A 15,981-nucleotide genomic window follows, 5' to 3' on the forward strand; every position below is an offset into this window, starting at 1 on the left:
TTGAGCAGGTTGCGCTGGCTCACCGCAGGGGAATCACACGGCTTGGCACTCGTCGCGACGCTGGAGGGCCTCCCCGCGGGAGTGCCCGTCACCACCGACCTGGTCGCCGACCATCTCGCCCGCCGCCGGCTGGGGTACGGCCGCGGGGCGCGGATGAAGTTCGAGCGCGACGAGGTCACCTTCATCGGCGGCGTACGCCACGGGCTCACCCTCGGTTCCCCGGTCGCGATCATGATCGGGAATACCGAGTGGCCCAAGTGGGAGCAGGTCATGGCCGCCGACCCGGTGGACCCGGCCGAGCTGGCGGGCATCGCCCGCAACGCCCCGCTGACCCGCCCCCGTCCCGGCCACGCCGACCTCGCCGGCATGCAGAAGTACGGCTTCGACGAGGCCCGCCCGGTGCTGGAGCGCGCCTCCGCCCGGGAGACGGCGGCCCGGGTCGCGCTCGGCGCCGTGGCCCGCTCGTACCTGAAGGAGACCGCCGGCATCGAGGTCGTCTCGCACGTCGTGGAGCTGGGCGGCGCGAAGGCCCCGTACGGCAGCATCCCCGTTCCCGCCGACGTGGCGCGCCTCGACGCCGACCCGGTGCGCTGCCTGGATACGGACGCGAGCAAGGCGATGATCGCCGAGATCGACCAGGCCCACAAGGACGGCGACACCCTCGGCGGCGTCGTCGAGGTCGTCGCGTACGACGTCCCGGTCGGCCTCGGCTCGCACGTGCACTGGGACCGCCGGCTGGACTCCCGGCTGGCCGGGGCGCTCATGGGCATCCAGGCCATCAAGGGCGTCGAGCTGGGCGACGGCTTCGCGCTGGCCCGGGTCCCGGGCTCGCAGGCCCACGACGAGATCGTCGGCACCGACGACGGTATCCGCCGCTCCTCCGGCCGCTCCGGCGGCACCGAGGGCGGGCTGAGCACCGGCGAGCGCCTGCGGGTGCGCGCCGCGATGAAGCCCATCGCGACCGTGCCGCGTGCCCTGGCCACCGTGGACGTCGCCACCGGCGAGGCCACCAAGGCGCACCACCAGCGCTCCGACGTCTGCGCCGTGCCCGCCGCGGGGATCGTGGCGGAGGCGATGGTGGCGCTGGTGCTGGCCGACGCGGTGGCGGAGAAGTTCGGCGGCGACAGCGTCCCGGAGACCGCCCGCAACGTCCGCGGCTACCTGGAGCACCTGGCCATCCGATGAGCAGCAGCAGCGAGGGCCGTGAGCGCCCGGACACCGCAGCCGGGGCAGCCGGACCCGCCGTCGTGCTCGTCGGCCCGCCCGGCGCCGGCAAGTCGACCGTCGGCGCCCTGCTCGCCGCCCGCCTCGGCACCGCCGTCCGCGACACCGACGACGACGTCGAGAAGCTCGCCGGCAAGCCCATCCCCGACATCTTCTACGACGACGGCGAGCCCGCCTTCCGCGCCCTGGAGCGCGCCGCCGTGCGCGCCGCGCTCGCCGAGCACCCCGGCGTGCTGGCCCTCGGCGGCGGCGCCGTCATGGACGCCGGCACCCGCGAGCTGCTCGCCGCGCACCGCGTCGTCTTCCTCGACGTCGAACTCGCCGACGCCGTCAAGCGCGTCGGGCTCGACGCCCCCCGCCCGCTGCTCGCCGTCAACCCGCGCCAGCAGTGGCGCACCCTGATGGAGCAGCGCCGCCCGCACTACACCGAGGTATCCCGCGCGACCGTCACCACCGCCGGCCGCACGCCGGACGAGGTCGCCGAGCTCGTACTCGCAGCATTGGAGAGCCACCCCGCATGACATCGAGCGCCGAAGGGGCCGAGGCCACCCGCATCCACATCGGCGGCACCGCCGGCACGGAGCCGTACGAGGCCGTCGTCGGCCGGCAGCTCCTCGGCGAGCTGCCCCGGCTGATCGGCGAGCGGGCCAAGCGCGTCGCGGTCATCGTGCCGGAGGCGCTCGCCGAGAGCGGCGGGACGCTGCGCGAGGACCTGGCCGGCCAGGGGTACGAGGCCGTCGTCATCCAGGTGCCGAACGCCGAGGAGGCCAAGACCGCCGAGGTCGCCGCGTACTGCTGGCGGGCCCTCGGCCAGTCGGGCTTCACCCGCAGCGACGCCGTCGTCGGTGTCGGCGGCGGCGCCACCACCGACCTCGCCGGGTTCGTGGCCGCGACCTGGCTGCGCGGGGTGCGCTGGGTCGCGGTGCCGACGACCGTGCTGGGCATGGTGGACGCGGCGGTCGGTGGCAAGACCGGCATCAACACCGCGGAGGGCAAGAACCTCGTCGGCGCCTTCCACCCGCCGGCCGGGGTGCTGTGCGACCTCGCCGCGCTCGACTCCCTCGGCGTCCACGACTACGTCTCCGGCCTCGCCGAGGTCATCAAGGCGGGCTTCATCGCCGACCCGGTGATCCTGGAGCTGGTCGAGTCCGACCCCGAAGGCGCCCGCAGCCCCTCCGGTGCGCACACCGCCGAGCTGGTCGAGCGCGCGATCCGGGTCAAGGCCGACGTGGTCACCGCGGACCTGAAGGAGTCGGGGCTCAGGGAGATCCTCAACTACGGGCACACCCTCGGCCACGCGATCGAGAAGAACGAGCGCTACAAGTGGCGGCACGGCGCGGCCGTCTCCGTCGGCATGGTCTTCGCCGCCGAACTCGGCCGCATCGCCGGCCGCCTCGACGACGCCACCGCCGACCGGCACCGCGCGGTGCTCCGCGCCGTCGGGCTGCCCGTGACGTACCGCGGTGACCAGTGGCCCAAGCTGCTGCAGACGATGAAAGTGGACAAGAAGACCCGCGGCGACCTGCTGCGCTTCATCGTCCTCGACGGGCTCGCCAAGCCCGCCGTCCTGGAGGGGCCCGACCCGGCGATGCTGCTCGCCGCCCACGCCGAGATCGCGGCGGACGCCGAGGAGGGCGCCGCATGACGCGCGTGCTGGTGCTCAACGGGCCGAACCTCGCCCGCCTCGGCTCGCGCGAGCCCGACGTCTACGGCGCCACGTCCTACGCGGGGCTCGTCGAGCAGTGCACCGCGCTCGGCAAGGAGCTGGGCTTCGAGGTCGACGTACGGGAGACCAACGACGAGGCGGAGATGATCCGCTGGCTGCACGAGGCCGCGGACGGCCGGCTGCCCGTGGTCATCAACCCGGGCGCCTTCACGCACTATTCGTACGGGATGCGCGACGCGGCGGCGCAGCGCACGGCGCCGCTGGTCGAGGTGCACATCTCCAACCCGCACGCGCGGGAGGAGTTCCGGCACACGTCGGTGATCGCCGCGGTGGCCTCCGGCACGATCGCTGGCTTCGGCATCGGCTCGTACCGGCTGGCGCTGCGCGCGCTGGCGGAGGAGCTGGCCGCGTCCTGAACCGGGCGTCCCGCGGGCCGAGTCCCGTTCACCGCCGCCAGAGGTCGGGATCATCTTTTCGGTACGAAGGCGTAACCTCACCGTGCCCGCAGCGGATAGGAAGGTGGGACTGCTGAGTCCCCGTCAGAAACACCGACGACGAGGAGAAACGCGGATGAGGTTCTGGGCACGGGCGGCGGTCGCGGTGGTCGCGGCGCCGGCGGGTGTGGGACTGCCGGCCGGGGTGGCGGCTGCCGACGAGCACTACAACGGCGACGTCACGAACGGATCGAGTTTCGCGCTGGTGCGCACCGGTCAGATCGACGACCCGATGGAGGACGTGCTGGAGCACACCCTTCTGCTCGGGGGAGGGCACACCTGGGACTAGGCCCGCGCGGGGCTCCTGGCAGGATCGTACCCATCACGGTGGGTCGGGCCGGTACCGTGCGGGGCTACGGGCCCGCACCGCCGTACGGCCATGACCAGCCGGGGTGTCGGTACGCAACGGGTGACAGAGCGAGGGTGCACGGGATGCAGCACGCAGTGGGGGTTCCGCAGCCGCCCCAGGGCAGACCTGGGCCGGGCGGCCCGCCGCCGGCGGCCGGGCCGCACGACGCGGTGGAGACGACCGGCCACCTGAAGCTCCCGGTCGGCGGTCCGGTCACCCTGCCCAGCCCGCCGCCGGCGCCCATGCCGCACGGGGCACCGCCACCGACGGTGGCGGTGCTGCTCATCGGCCCGGCCGGGGCCGGCAAGACCACCGTCGCCCGGCACTGGGCGGACACCCGCCGGGCACCCACCGCGCACATCAGCCTCGACGATGTACGCGAGTGGGTGCGCGCCGGATTCGCCGACCCGCAGGCCGGCTGGACGGACCACTCCGAGGCGCAATACCGGCTGGCCCGCCGCACCTGCGGCTTCGCCGCCCGCAACTTCCTGGCCAACGGCATCTCCTGCATCCTCGACGACGCCGTCTTCCCCGACCGCCCCGTGGTCGGCCTCGGCGGCTGGAAGCGGCACGTCGGCCCGGGGCTGCTGCCCGTGGTGCTGCTGCCGGGCCTGGAGTCCGTCCTCGCCCGCAACGCCGCGCGCACCGGCAACCGGCGGCTGGCCGACGAGGAAGTCGCCCGCATCCACGGCCGGATGGCCGGCTGGTACGGCTCGGGCCTGCCCATCATCGACAACTCGCAGCACGACGTGCCCGCCACCGTGCGCATGCTCGACGACGTCGTCGGGCGCAGCCTGGCGAGCCCCCCGGCCTGGTAGCGCCGCGCCTGCGTCACGGGACGGGCCCGGCCGGACACGGTGCCCGTACGGACGCGCTCGGGCGGCCCCGGTCCCCGGACCGCCCTAGGCTTGGATCATGCCCGACGTGCACGCTGCCCGCCGTACCCGGCTGCGCTCCCACTGCGAGGCGGCCGGCAGCGACGCGGTGCTCGTCTCCCGGCCGGCGAACATCACCTACCTCGCCGGCTGCGCCCCGCCCGGCGCCGTCCTGCTGCTCGGCGCCGGCGAGGACCTGCTCGTACGGCCCGGCGACCCCGCGCAGGACCCGGCCGGTGCCCCGCAACCCGACGACCTGCGCGTCCACTCCCTCGGCGCCCCCGACGGCGACGCCGCCGTCGCCGCCACCGGGCTCGCCGCCGCCGGCGGCGCCACCGCGCTGGCCGTCGAGGAGCACCACCTGACCGTGGCCAGACACCGCGCGCTGGCCTCCGTCGCGCCGCGGCTCGCGCTGACCGACCTCGCCCGCGCCGTGGAGCAGCAGCGGCTCGTCAAGGACGACGAGGAGATCGCCTGCCTGCGGATCGCCGCCGAGATCGGCGACCAGGCGCTCGGCGAGCTGCTGGAGTCCATCCTCGTCGGCCGCACCGAACGGCACCTCGCGCTGGAGCTGGAGCGGCGGCTCGTCGACCACGGCGCCGAGGGCCCGGCGTTCCCCACCGCGGTCGGCACCGGGCCGCACGCCGGCCGCGCCGGGCACGTACCCACCGACCGGCGGGTGGAGGAGGGCGACTTCCTCACCGTCTGCCTGGGCGCGCGCTACCGCGGCTATCGCTGCGAGATCGGCCGCACCTTCGTCGTCGGCACCGCCCCCGACGACTGGCAGATCGAGCTGTACGACCTGGTCTTCGCCGCCCAGCGGGCCGGCCGGGAGGCGCTGACGCCGGGCGCGGAGTACCGCGAGGTGGACCGGGCGGCGCGGCAGGTGCTCACCGCCGCCGGACACGGCGACGGGGTCGGGCCGTTCACCGGCCACGGCGTGGGACTGGAAATCGACGAGGACCCGCGGCTGGCCCCGGCGGCGATGGGTAAACTGGACGCTCGTGTGCCGGTCACCGTCGAGCCGGGAGTCCATCTCCCCGGCCGGGGCGGGGTCCGGATCGACGACACGCTCGTCGTCCGCTCGCAGGCGGACGGCGGTCCCGAGCTACTCACCATCACGACCAAGGAACTGCTCGCGCTCTGACCCCGGCCGGGTCGCAGGCGAATCCGGGCCTCCTCGGTCGTCCACGCAGTCCAGGAGATTTCGCGACGTGGCCACCACGAACGACCTCAAGAACGGCTTGGTGCTCAAGCTCGACGGCGACCAGCTCTGGTCCGTCGTCGAGTTCCAGCACGTCAAGCCCGGCAAGGGCCCTGCTTTCGTCCGTACCAAGCTGAAGAACGTGCTCTCCGGCAAGACCGTCGACAAGACGTTCAACGCCGGGGTGAAGGTCGAGACGGCCAACGTCGACCGCAGGGACATGCAGTTCTCGTACAAGGACGGCGAGTACTACGTCTTCATGGACATGGAGACGTACGACCAGATCCACGTCGACCTCAAGACCGTCGGCGACACCGCCAACTACCTGCTGGAGGGCTTCGACGCCACCGTGGCGCTGTACGAGGGCACGCCGCTGTACGTCGAGCTGCCCGCGGCCGTCGAGCTGACCATCGCGCAGACCGACCCGGGCGTGCAGGGCGACCGCTCCACCGGCGGCACCAAGCCGGCCGAGCTGGAGACCGGCTTCTCCATCCAGGTTCCGCTGTTCATCTCGACCGGCGAGAAGATCAAGGTCGACACCCGCTCCGGCGAGTATCTCGGCCGCGTGAGCGGCTGACGTGGCCGCACGGAACACGGCGCGCAAGCGCGCGTTCCAGATCATCTTCGAGTCCGATCAGCGCGGCGCCCCCGCCGGGCAGGTGCTTGAGGACTGGATCCGGCTGGGCCGGACCGACCCCCGGCGGCCGCCGGTCGGCGACTTCACGCGACGGCTGGTCGAGGGCTACGCGGAGCACGCCGCCCGCATCGACGAGCTGCTCGGCTCGTACTCGGTCGGTTGGACCCTGGACCGGATGCCGGTCGTGGACCGCAGCATCCTGCGGCTCGGGGCGTACGAGCTGATCTGGGAGGACGAGACGCCGGACGCGGTGGCGATCGACGAGGCGGTGCAGCTGACGAAGGAGTTCTCCACGGACGACTCGCCCGGCTTCGTCAACGGCCTGCTGGGCCGGCTGCAGGAGCTGAAGCCGCGGCTGCGCCGCGACGGCGACGAACCGCACCGCGAAGCGGCGGCGGAGCCGGCAGCAGACCCGGAGACGGGTACGGACGAGGGCCGGGAGACCGCACAGCCGGCCGGCCCGGCTGCCGGCGCGGACCCGAGCCGCGACGCGGCGACGGCCGGGGAACCCGGCGTACCCGGTGCCGGCCCGGCGGAAGAGGTGCGCGGCGCCGCGCCGGCGGGAGACGTGCCCGACGGCGTGCGGCCCGACGCCGGCTAGCGGCGGCGCACGCCCCCGCGCGCCCACCACGCGTACCGCCGTCGGCAGGGCGGACCCGCAAGGGGCCCGCTCCGCCGACGGCGGTACGTTTCTGCTGGTGAACCGCTGGTCAGGCGTCCTCGTGGACCACGACCGCGCGGCGGGCGTCGGCGTCCAGGACGCCCCAGCCGATCAGCTGCTCGGTCAGCACCGACGGGGACTGGTCGTAGATCACCGCGAGCGTGCGCAGGTCGTCCTGGCGGATCGAGAGGACCTTGCCGTTGTAGTCCCCGCGCTGGCTCTGGATCGTCGCCGCATAGCGCTGGAGGGGGCCCGCCTTCTCGGCGGGGATCTGGGCCAGGCGCTCCAGGTCCAGCACGAGCTTCGGCGGCGGCTCCGCCGCCCCGCCGGGCGCCGAACCCGGGAGAAGCTCCTGTACCGGCACCCCGTAGAAGTCCGCCAGCTCGGCCAGGCGCTGCACGGTGACCGCACGGTCCCCGCGCTCGTACGACCCGACGACGACGGCCTTCCAGCGCCCCTGGGACTTCTCCTCCACGCCGTGCAGTGAGAGGCCCTGCTGGGTACGGATGCCCCGGAGCTTGGCCCCGAGCTGTTTGGCGTATTCGCTGGACATATGGCTCCCCGGACGACAGTCTGGTAACTCATTGTGAGGTTACGCAGCGTAACTTGGCTTCGTCAAGCGGAAGATTCATCCGGACGCCACCCATCAGGGTGGTCGACCCGCGGCGGGGGAGTGGTGGGAGCCCGGCGTCGGCGCCGTCCTGCCGCGCTGCTACGGTAGAGGGGACCTGACGTCCTTTAACGCCCGTCCTGTGAGGCGGGGAAGGGGGTCCTTTTCGTATGGACATGCATGGCACAGGCAGCCCTGACCCGGCGCGGCCCGTTCTGGAGGCGCCGGACATCCAGCGGGTGCTGACCCGCATCGCCCACGAGATCGTGGAGCGCACCAAAGGCGCCCACGACGTGGTGCTCCTGGGCATCCCGACCCGCGGCGTGTGGCTCGGCCACCGGCTCGCCGCGAAGCTCGAAGAGATCACCGGCAGGAAGTTCGGCCAGTCGGGCGTCGGCTCGCTCGACATCACCATGTACCGCGACGACCTGCGCATGGGTCCGCCCCGCGCGCTCGCCCGCACCGACATCCCCGCGGAGGGGATCGACGGCCGACTGGTGGTGCTCGTGGACGACGTGCTCTTCTCCGGCCGGACGATCCGCGCGGCGCTCGACGCGCTGAACGACATCGGCAGACCGCGCGCCGTGCAGCTCGCCGTCCTCGTCGACCGCGGCCACCGCGAGCTGCCCATCCGCGCCGACTACGTCGGCAAGAACCTCCCGACGTCGCTGCGGGAGACGGTCCGCGTCCAGCTCACCGAACAGGACGGCCGCGACGCCGTGCTGCTCGGCTCCAAGTAGCCGCCCATCCCTGCCGCCCCGCCGACCGCGGGGCGCGTACCGCCCCCGTGACCCGCGGCGCGCGACCCCGCCGCACCCACGACACCCCGGAGCACCCAGTGAAGCGCCATCTCATCTCGGCCGCCGACCTGTCCCGCGACGACGCCGTGCTGATCCTCGACACCGCCGAGGAGCTGGCCCGGATCGCGGACCGGCCGATCAAGAAGCTGCCCACCCTGCGCGGCCGCACGGTGGTGAACCTCTTCTACGAGGACTCCACCCGCACCCGCATCTCCTTCGAGGCCGCCGCCAAGCGGCTCTCGGCCGACGTCATCAACTTCTCCGCCAAGGGCTCGTCCGTCTCCAAGGGAGAGTCGCTCAAGGACACCGCCCTGACCCTGGAGGCGATGGGCGCCGACGCCGTCGTCATCCGCCACCACGACTCCGGCGCCCCGCACCGGCTGGCCACCTCCGGCTGGATCAACGGCTCCGTCGTCAACGCCGGCGACGGCACCCACGAGCACCCCACGCAGGCGCTCCTCGACGCCTTCACCATGCGCCGCCACCTCGCGCCCGGCACCGGCGGCGGCCTCGACGGCCGCCGGATCACGGTCGTCGGCGACATCCTGCACAGCCGGGTCGCCCGCTCGAACGTGCTCCTGCTGCACACCCTCGGCGCCGAGGTCACCCTCGTCGCGCCGCCCACGCTGGTGCCGGTCGGCGTCGGGACCTGGCCGTGCGAGGTCTCGTACGACCTGGACGCCGTGCTGCCGAAGTCCGACGCCGTGATGATGCTGCGGGTGCAGCGGGAGCGGATGAACGCCGCGTTCTTCCCGACCGAACGCGAGTACGCCCGCCGCTACGGCCTCGACGGCGACCGGATGGGGCGCATGCCCGAGCACGCCCTCGTCATGCACCCGGGCCCGATGAACCGCGGCATGGAGATCACCGCCGAGGTCGCCGACTCGCCCCGCTGCACCGCGGTCGAGCAGGTCGCCAACGGCGTCTCGATCCGCATGGCCGTGCTGTACCTGCTGCTCGGCGGCGCCCCGCAGGACGACGCCTCCACCACCGCCCGCACCGAGGAGACGAACCGATGAGCAAGACCCTGATCCGCGGCGCGCAGGTCCTCGGCGGCGAGGCGCGGGACGTCCTGATCGACGGCGAGACGATCGCCGGGGTCGGCGAGGCCGGCGCGGCGCTGCCGGCCGACGGCGCCGACGTCGTCGACGCCGCGGGGCACATCCTGCTGCCCGGCCTGGTCGACCTCCACACCCATCTGCGCGAGCCCGGGCGCGAGGACTCCGAGACCGTCCTGACCGGCACCCGCGCCGCCGCGAAGGGCGGCTTCACCGCCGTTCACGCGATGGCCAACACCTTCCCCGTCGCCGACACCGCGGGCGTGGTCGAGCAGGTCTGGCGGCTCGGCCGCGAGTCCGGCTACTGCGACGTGCAGCCGGTCGGCGCCGTCACCGTGGGCCTGGAGGGCAAGCAGCTCGCCGAGCTGGGCGCCATGCACGAGTCGGCGGCCGGCGTCGTGGTCTTCTCCGACGACGGCAAGTGCGTCGACGACGCCGTGATCATGCGCCGGGCGCTGGAGTACGTGAAGGCGTTCGACGGCGTCGTCGCGCAGCACGCGCAGGAGCCGCGGCTGACCGAGGGCGCCCAGATGAACGAGGGCGTCGTCTCCGCCGAGCTGGGACTCGGCGGCTGGCCCGCCGCCGCCGAGGAGTCGGTCATCGCCCGGGACGTGCTGCTCGCCGCGCACGTCGACTCCCGGGTGCACGTCTGCCACCTGTCCACCGCCGGCTCGGTGGAGATCGTGCGCTGGGCGAAGTCCAAGGGCTGGCGCGTCACCGCCGAAGTCACCCCGCACCACCTGCTCCTCACCGACGAGCTGGTCCGCTCGTACGACCCCGTCTACAAGGTCAACCCGCCGCTGCGCACCGAGACCGACGTGCGCGCGCTGCGCGAGGCGCTGGCCGACGGCACCATCGACTGCGTCGCCACCGACCACGCCCCGCACCCGCAGGAGGACAAGGACTGCGAGTGGGCCGCCGCCGCCATGGGCATGGTCGGCCTGGAGACGGCGCTGTCCGTCGTCCAGCAGACGATGGTCGACACCGGCCTGCTCGACTGGGCCGGCGTCGCCGACCGGATGTCCCACCGCCCCGCCGCCATCGGCCGGCTCGAAGGCCACGGCCGGCCCATCGCCCCCGGCGAGCCCGCCAACCTCACCCTGCTCGATCCGGCCTACCGTGGTCGGGTGGACCCGCACCGCTTCGTCTCCCGCAGCCGCAACACTCCCTACGCGGGCCGCGAGCTGCCGGGCCGCGTCACGCACACGTTCCTGCGCGGCCGGGCCACCATCACCGGGGGTGGGCCGGCGTGAGGCTCCTCGCCACCCTGCTCGCCGACGAGCGGCAGTCGCAACCGGTGACCGACTGGGCGGCGCGCATCGCCTGGGTCGTCGGCCTGATCCTGTTCATCGCGCTCGTCTACTGGCTGATGCGCGAGGGCTGGAAGTGGCGCGGCCAGCTCCAGTCCGGCATTCCGGACCTGCCCCGGATCCCGGACGAGACCGGCCCGGCGCGCCTCGCGCTCACCGGCCGCTACCACGGCACCACCACCGCCGGGCAGTGGCTCGACCGCATCGTCGCCCACGGCCTGGGCGTACGCAGCCGCGTCGAGCTGACCCTCACCGAGCAGGGCCTCGCGGTCGTACGCCCCGGGGCCACGGACTTCTTCGTCCCCGCCGCGCACCTGCGCGGCGCCCGGCTCGACAAGGCCATCGCCGGCAAGGTCCTCACCGAGGGCGGCCTGCTGGTGGTCACCTGGGAGCACGGCGGCGCGGAGTACGACTCCGGGTTCCGCTCTGACCACGCCGCCGAGCACGCCGCCTGGGTGGCGGCGCTCGGCGCGCAGCCCGCCGAGAACGCCGAGAACGCTCCCGCCGCCGACGTCGTCGCCGCGAGCACCGCAGACAGCACCACCACGGAAGGCGCACCATGAGCGCAACGCACCGCGGCCAGGGGAGCCCCGCCGTACTCGTCCTCGAAGACGGCCGCAGCTTCCGCGGCCGTTCGTACGGAGCGACGGGGGAGACCTTCGGCGAGGCCGTGTTCTCCACCGGCATGACCGGCTACCAGGAGACCCTGACCGACCCCTCGTACCACCGCCAGGTCGTCGTCATGACCGCCCCGCACGTCGGCAACACGGGCGTCAACGACGAGGACGCCGAGTCCGCCCGCATCTGGGTCTCCGGCTACGTCGTCCGCGACCCCGCCCGCGTCCCCTCCAACTGGCGCGCCACCCGCTCCCTCGACGAGGAGCTGCGCCGCCAGGGCGTCGTCGGCATCTCCGGCGTCGACACCCGCGCGATCACCCGGCACCTGCGCGAGCGCGGCGCCATGCGCGTCGGCATCTTCTCCGGCGAGAAGGTCACCGACCCGGACGCGATGCTCGCCCGGGTGCGGGTGCAGGAGCAGATGAAGGGCGCCGACCTCGCCCCCGAGGTCGCCACCGACGAGCCGTACGTCGTCCCCGCCATCGGCGCGAAGCGCTTCACCGTCGCCGCCCTCGACCTCGGCATCAAGGGCATGACGCCGCGGCGCATGGCCGAGCGCGGCATCGAGGTGCACGTGCTGCCCGCCACCGCCACGGTCGAGGAGGTCTACGCCGCCGGGCCCGACGGCGTGTTCCTCTCCAACGGTCCCGGCGACCCGGCCGCGGCCGACCTCACCGTGGTCCGCGCGGTGCTGGAGCGCGGCACCCCGCTGTTCGGCATCTGCTTCGGCAACCAGCTGCTCGGCCGCGCCCTCGGCTTCGGCACGTACAAGCTGAAGTACGGCCACCGGGGCATCAACCAGCCGGTCCAGGACCGCGCCACGGGCCGCGTCGAGGTCACCGCGCACAACCACGGCTTCGCCGTGGACGCCCCCCTCGACGCCGTCACCGACACCCCGTACGGGCGCGCCGAGGTCAGCCACGTGTGCCTCAACGACCAGGTCGTCGAGGGCCTCCGGCTGCTGGACCGGCCGGCGTTCTCCGTCCAGTACCACCCCGAGGCGGCGGCCGGGCCGCACGACGCGGCGTATCTCTTCGACCGCTTCGTCCAGCTCATGGCTGATCACGCAGCACCGGCAGAACAGGCAGAACAGGCAGAACAGGCAGAACAGGCAGAACAGGCCGCACAGGCAGAACAGGGAGCCCAGCGTGCCTAAGCGCACCGATATCCGGTCCGTCCTGGTCATCGGCTCGGGCCCGATCGTCATCGGCCAGGCCGCCGAGTTCGACTACTCCGGCACCCAGGCGTGCCGCGTGCTCCGCGCCGAGGGCCTGCGCGTCGTCCTCGTCAACTCCAACCCGGCGACGATCATGACCGACCCGGAGATCGCCGACGCCACGTACGTCGAGCCGATCACCCCCGAGTTCGTCGAGAAGATCATCGCGCGGGAACGCCCCGACGCCCTGCTGCCCACCCTCGGCGGGCAGACCGCGCTCAACACCGCGGTCTCCCTGCACGACGCGGGCGTGCTGGAGAAGTACGGCGTGGAGCTGATCGGCGCCAACGTCGAGGCCATCCAGAAGGGCGAGGACCGCGACCAGTTCAAGGACGTCGTCGCGGAGGTCCGCCGCAAGACCGGGCACGGCGAGTCCGCCCGCTCGGTGATCTGCCACTCCATGGACGAGGTGCTGGCCGGCGTCGACGGGCTCGGCGGCTACCCCGTCGTCGTACGCCCCTCCTTCACCATGGGTGGCGCCGGCTCCGGCTTCGCGCACGACGAGGAGGAGCTGCGCCGCATCGCCGGCCAGGGGCTCACGCTGTCGCCCACCACCGAGGTACTGCTGGAGGAGTCCATCCTCGGGTGGAAGGAGTACGAGCTGGAGCTGATGCGCGACAAGCACGACAACGTCGTGGTCGTCTGCTCCATCGAGAACCTCGACCCCATGGGCGTGCACACCGGCGACTCCGTCACCGTGGCCCCGGCGATGACCCTGACCGACCGCGAGTACCAGATCCTGCGCGACATCGGCATCGCCGTCATCCGCGAGGTCGGCGTCGACACCGGCGGCTGCAACATCCAGTTCGCCGTCGACCCCGCCGACGGCCGGGTCGTCGTCATCGAGATGAACCCGCGCGTCTCCCGCTCCTCCGCACTCGCCTCCAAGGCCACCGGCTTCCCGATCGCCAAGATCGCCGCGAAGCTGGCCGTCGGGTACACCCTCGACGAGATCCCCAACGACATCACCCGCGAGACCCCCGCGTCCTTCGAGCCCACGCTCGACTACGTGGTGGTGAAGGTGCCCCGCTTCGCCTTCGAGAAGTTCCCGGCCGCCGACGCGACGCTCACCACCACGATGAAGTCGGTCGGCGAGGCCATGGCCATCGGTCGTAACTTCACCGAGGCGCTGAACAAGGCGCTGCGTTCGGTCGAGAAGAAGGACGCCCCGTTCGACTTCGGCGGCCCGCCGCCCGGCCCGCGCGAGAAGGCCGCGCTGCTCGCGAAGGCCGCCGTGCCCACGGACGGCCGGCTGAACACGGTGATGGCCGCCATCCGGGCCGGCGCCACCCAGGAGGAGGTGCACGAGGCGACGCGGATCGACCCCTGGTTCGTCGACCAGCTCTTCCTGATCAAGGAGATCGCCGACGAGCTGGCCGCCGCGGACCACCTCGACCCCGGCCTCCTCGCGCACGCCAAGCGGCACGGCTTCTCCGACGCCCAGATCGCCGGCGTCCGCGGGCTGCGCGAGGACGTGGTGCGCGAGGTGCGGCACGCGCTGGGCGTACGCCCGGTGTACAAGACGGTCGACACCTGCGCCGCCGAGTTCGCGGCCCGTACCCCGTACCTCTACTCCTCGTACGACGAGGAGACCGAGGTCGCCCCGCGCGAGCGGCCCGCCGTGATCATCCTCGGCTCCGGCCCCAACCGCATCGGCCAGGGCATCGAGTTCGACTACTCCTGCGTCCACGCCTCCTTCGCCCTCGGCGCGGCGGGCTACGAGACCGTGATGGTCAACTGCAACCCGGAGACCGTCTCCACCGACTACGACACCTCCGACCGGCTGTACTTCGAGCCGCTGACGCTCGAAGACGTGCTGGAGGTCGTGCACGCCGAGACCCAGGCGGGGCCGGTCGCCGGCGTCCTCGTCCAGCTCGGCGGGCAGACCCCGCTGGGGCTCGCGCAGGCGCTGAAGGACAACGGCGTGCCCGTCGTGGGCACCCCGCCCGAGGCCATCCACGCCGCCGAGGACCGCGGCGCGTTCGGCCGGGTGCTCGCCGAGGCGGGGCTGCCAGCGCCGAAGTACGGCACCGCGTTCTCCTTCGCCGACGCCAAGGAGATCGCCGCCGGGATCGGCTACCCGGTGATGGTGCGTCCGTCGTACGTCCTCGGCGGGCGCGGCATGGAGATCGTCTACGACGAGCCGTCGCTGGCCGCGTACCTGGAGCGGCACGCCGGGCTGATCTCCGAACACCCCGTGCTCGTCGACCGCTTCCTCGACGACACCGTCGAGATCGACGTCGACGCCCTCTACGACGGCCACGAGCTGTACCTCGGCGGCGTCATGGAGCACATCGAGGAAGCCGGCATCCACTCCGGCGACTCCGCCTGCGTGCTGCCCCCCATCACCCTCGGCGGGCACGACATCAAGCGGCTGCGCGCCTCCACCGAGGCCATCGCCCGCGGCGTCGGCGTACGCGGGCTGATCAACATCCAGTTCGCGCTGGCCGGGGACATCCTGTACGTGCTGGAGGCCAACCCGCGCGCCTCCCGCACCGTCCCCTTCACCTCCAAGGCCACCGCCGTGCCGCTGGCCAAGGCCGCCGCCCGCATCTCGCTCGGCGCCACCGTCGCCGAACTGCGCGCGGAGGGCCTGCTGCCGGCCACCGGCGACGGCGGCACGCTGCCGCTGGACGCGCCGATCTCGGTGAAGGAGGCCGTGCTGCCGTGGAACCGCTTCCGCGACATCCGCGGGCGCGGCGTCGACACCGTGCTGGGCCCGGAGATGCGCTCCACCGGCGAGGTCATGGGCATCGACAGCGTCTTCGGCACGGCGTACGCCAAGTCGCAGGCCGCCGCGTACGGCGCGCTGCCCACCCGCGGGCGGGCGTTCGTCTCGGTCGCCAACCGCGACAAGCGCTCGATGGTCTTCCCGGCCCGCGAACTGGTCCAGCACGGCTTCGAGCTGCTGGCCACCTCCGGCACGGCCGAGGTGCTCAGGCGCAACGGCATCGCCGCCACCGTTGTACGCAAGCACTCGGAGGGCCCGGGGCCGAACGGCGAGCGGACGATCGTGCAGCTGATCCACGACGGCGACGTCGACCTCATCGTCAACACCCCGTACGGCACCGGCGGCCGGCTCGACGGCTACGACATCCGCACCGCGGCCGTCGCCCGCGGGGTGCCGTGCCTGACGACGGTGCAGGCGCTGGCCGCCGCCGTCCAGGGCATTGAGGCGCTGACCCGCGGCGAGGTGGGGGTGCGCTCGCTGCAGGAGCACGCCGGGCACCTCACCGCGGCCCGCGCCCGGTAGCCCCGA

The 15,981-nt window shown here is 73.2% G+C and carries 15 protein-coding genes and 1 pseudogene; 15 read left to right on the forward strand and 1 reads right to left on the reverse strand.

From position 1 onward, the window contains the following. The 9 genes and pseudogenes from aroC to nusB all read left to right on the forward strand — a co-directional run. Complete coding sequence (gene aroC / locus T328_RS04210) at window positions 1-1,185, forward strand: chorismate synthase (RefSeq protein WP_496494472.1); 1,185 nt, start codon at window positions 1-3, stop codon at window positions 1,183-1,185. Continuing rightward, the gene (locus T328_RS04215) at window positions 1,182-1,745 is read left to right on the forward strand and encodes a shikimate kinase (protein ID WP_496494473.1); all 564 of its coding nucleotides are present in this window, start codon (window positions 1,182-1,184) and stop codon (window positions 1,743-1,745) included. Before aroC ends, T328_RS04215 begins: the two co-directional genes overlap by 4 nt. Then, entirely contained in the window at window positions 1,742-2,869 is a 1,128-nt protein-coding gene (aroB, locus tag T328_RS04220) for a 3-dehydroquinate synthase (protein WP_496494474.1), read from the forward strand. Before T328_RS04215 ends, aroB begins: the two co-directional genes overlap by 4 nt. Further along, window positions 2,866-3,306 carry a type II 3-dehydroquinate dehydratase gene (gene aroQ, locus T328_RS04225; RefSeq protein WP_496494475.1) on the forward strand — a complete coding sequence of 147 codons (441 nt, stop codon included), beginning with the start codon at window positions 2,866-2,868 and terminating at the stop codon, window positions 3,304-3,306. The genes aroB and aroQ overlap by 4 nt, the downstream gene beginning before the upstream one ends. Before the next feature lie 154 nt (window positions 3,307-3,460). Then, complete coding sequence (locus T328_RS04230) at window positions 3,461-3,673, forward strand: hypothetical protein (RefSeq protein WP_496494476.1); 213 nt, start codon at window positions 3,461-3,463, stop codon at window positions 3,671-3,673. 143 nt (window positions 3,674-3,816) lie between these two features. Then, window positions 3,817-4,551, forward strand: coding sequence for an AAA family ATPase (locus T328_RS04235; protein WP_496494477.1), 735 nt, complete (start codon window positions 3,817-3,819; stop codon window positions 4,549-4,551). A gap of 97 nt (window positions 4,552-4,648) precedes the next feature. Further along, complete coding sequence (locus T328_RS04240) at window positions 4,649-5,755, forward strand: M24 family metallopeptidase (RefSeq protein ID WP_496494478.1); 1,107 nt, start codon at window positions 4,649-4,651, stop codon at window positions 5,753-5,755. Between the two features lie 67 nt (window positions 5,756-5,822). Then, complete coding sequence (efp, locus tag T328_RS04245) at window positions 5,823-6,389, forward strand: elongation factor P (protein WP_496494479.1); 567 nt, start codon at window positions 5,823-5,825, stop codon at window positions 6,387-6,389. A 1-nt stretch (window position 6,390) separates the two neighbouring features. Then, window positions 6,391-6,816: pseudogene (gene nusB, locus T328_RS04250) on the forward strand (transcription antitermination factor NusB); the annotation flags it as partial. A 343-nt stretch (window positions 6,817-7,159) separates the two neighbouring features. Here nusB and bldD read toward each other — a convergent pair. Continuing rightward, entirely contained in the window at window positions 7,160-7,663 is a 504-nt protein-coding gene (bldD, locus tag T328_RS04255) for a transcriptional regulator BldD (RefSeq protein ID WP_018836716.1), read from the reverse strand. A 227-nt stretch (window positions 7,664-7,890) separates the two neighbouring features. On the opposite strand from bldD, the gene pyrR reads away from it, so the two are divergent. From pyrR to carB, 6 genes are all read left to right on the forward strand, one after another. Beyond that, a complete protein-coding gene (gene pyrR, locus T328_RS04260; RefSeq protein WP_496494480.1) occupies window positions 7,891-8,460 on the forward strand; it encodes a bifunctional pyr operon transcriptional regulator/uracil phosphoribosyltransferase PyrR in 570 nt (189 codons plus the stop codon). Window positions 8,461-8,558: 98 nt separating this feature from the next. Continuing rightward, window positions 8,559-9,539 (forward strand): aspartate carbamoyltransferase catalytic subunit, encoded by a 981-nt coding sequence (locus tag T328_RS04265; RefSeq protein ID WP_496494481.1) that lies wholly within the window; start codon window positions 8,559-8,561, stop codon window positions 9,537-9,539. Continuing rightward, the gene (locus tag T328_RS04270) at window positions 9,536-10,831 is read left to right on the forward strand and encodes a dihydroorotase (RefSeq protein ID WP_496494482.1); all 1,296 of its coding nucleotides are present in this window, start codon (window positions 9,536-9,538) and stop codon (window positions 10,829-10,831) included. Before T328_RS04265 ends, T328_RS04270 begins: the two co-directional genes overlap by 4 nt. Further along, on the forward strand, window positions 10,828-11,451 hold the full coding sequence (locus tag T328_RS04275) for a PH-like domain-containing protein (RefSeq protein WP_496494483.1): 624 nt from the start codon (window positions 10,828-10,830) through the stop codon (window positions 11,449-11,451). Before T328_RS04270 ends, T328_RS04275 begins: the two co-directional genes overlap by 4 nt. Further along, window positions 11,448-12,662, forward strand: a complete 1,215-nt coding sequence (carA, locus tag T328_RS04280; RefSeq protein ID WP_496494484.1) for a glutamine-hydrolyzing carbamoyl-phosphate synthase small subunit — start codon at window positions 11,448-11,450, stop codon at window positions 12,660-12,662. The genes T328_RS04275 and carA overlap by 4 nt, the downstream gene beginning before the upstream one ends. Further along, window positions 12,655-15,975, forward strand: a complete 3,321-nt coding sequence (carB, locus tag T328_RS04285; protein ID WP_496494485.1) for a carbamoyl-phosphate synthase large subunit — start codon at window positions 12,655-12,657, stop codon at window positions 15,973-15,975. Before carA ends, carB begins: the two co-directional genes overlap by 8 nt. Window positions 15,976-15,981 lie beyond the last annotated feature (6 nt).

It is taken from the genome of Streptomyces sp. CNX435 (assembly GCF_059570575.1).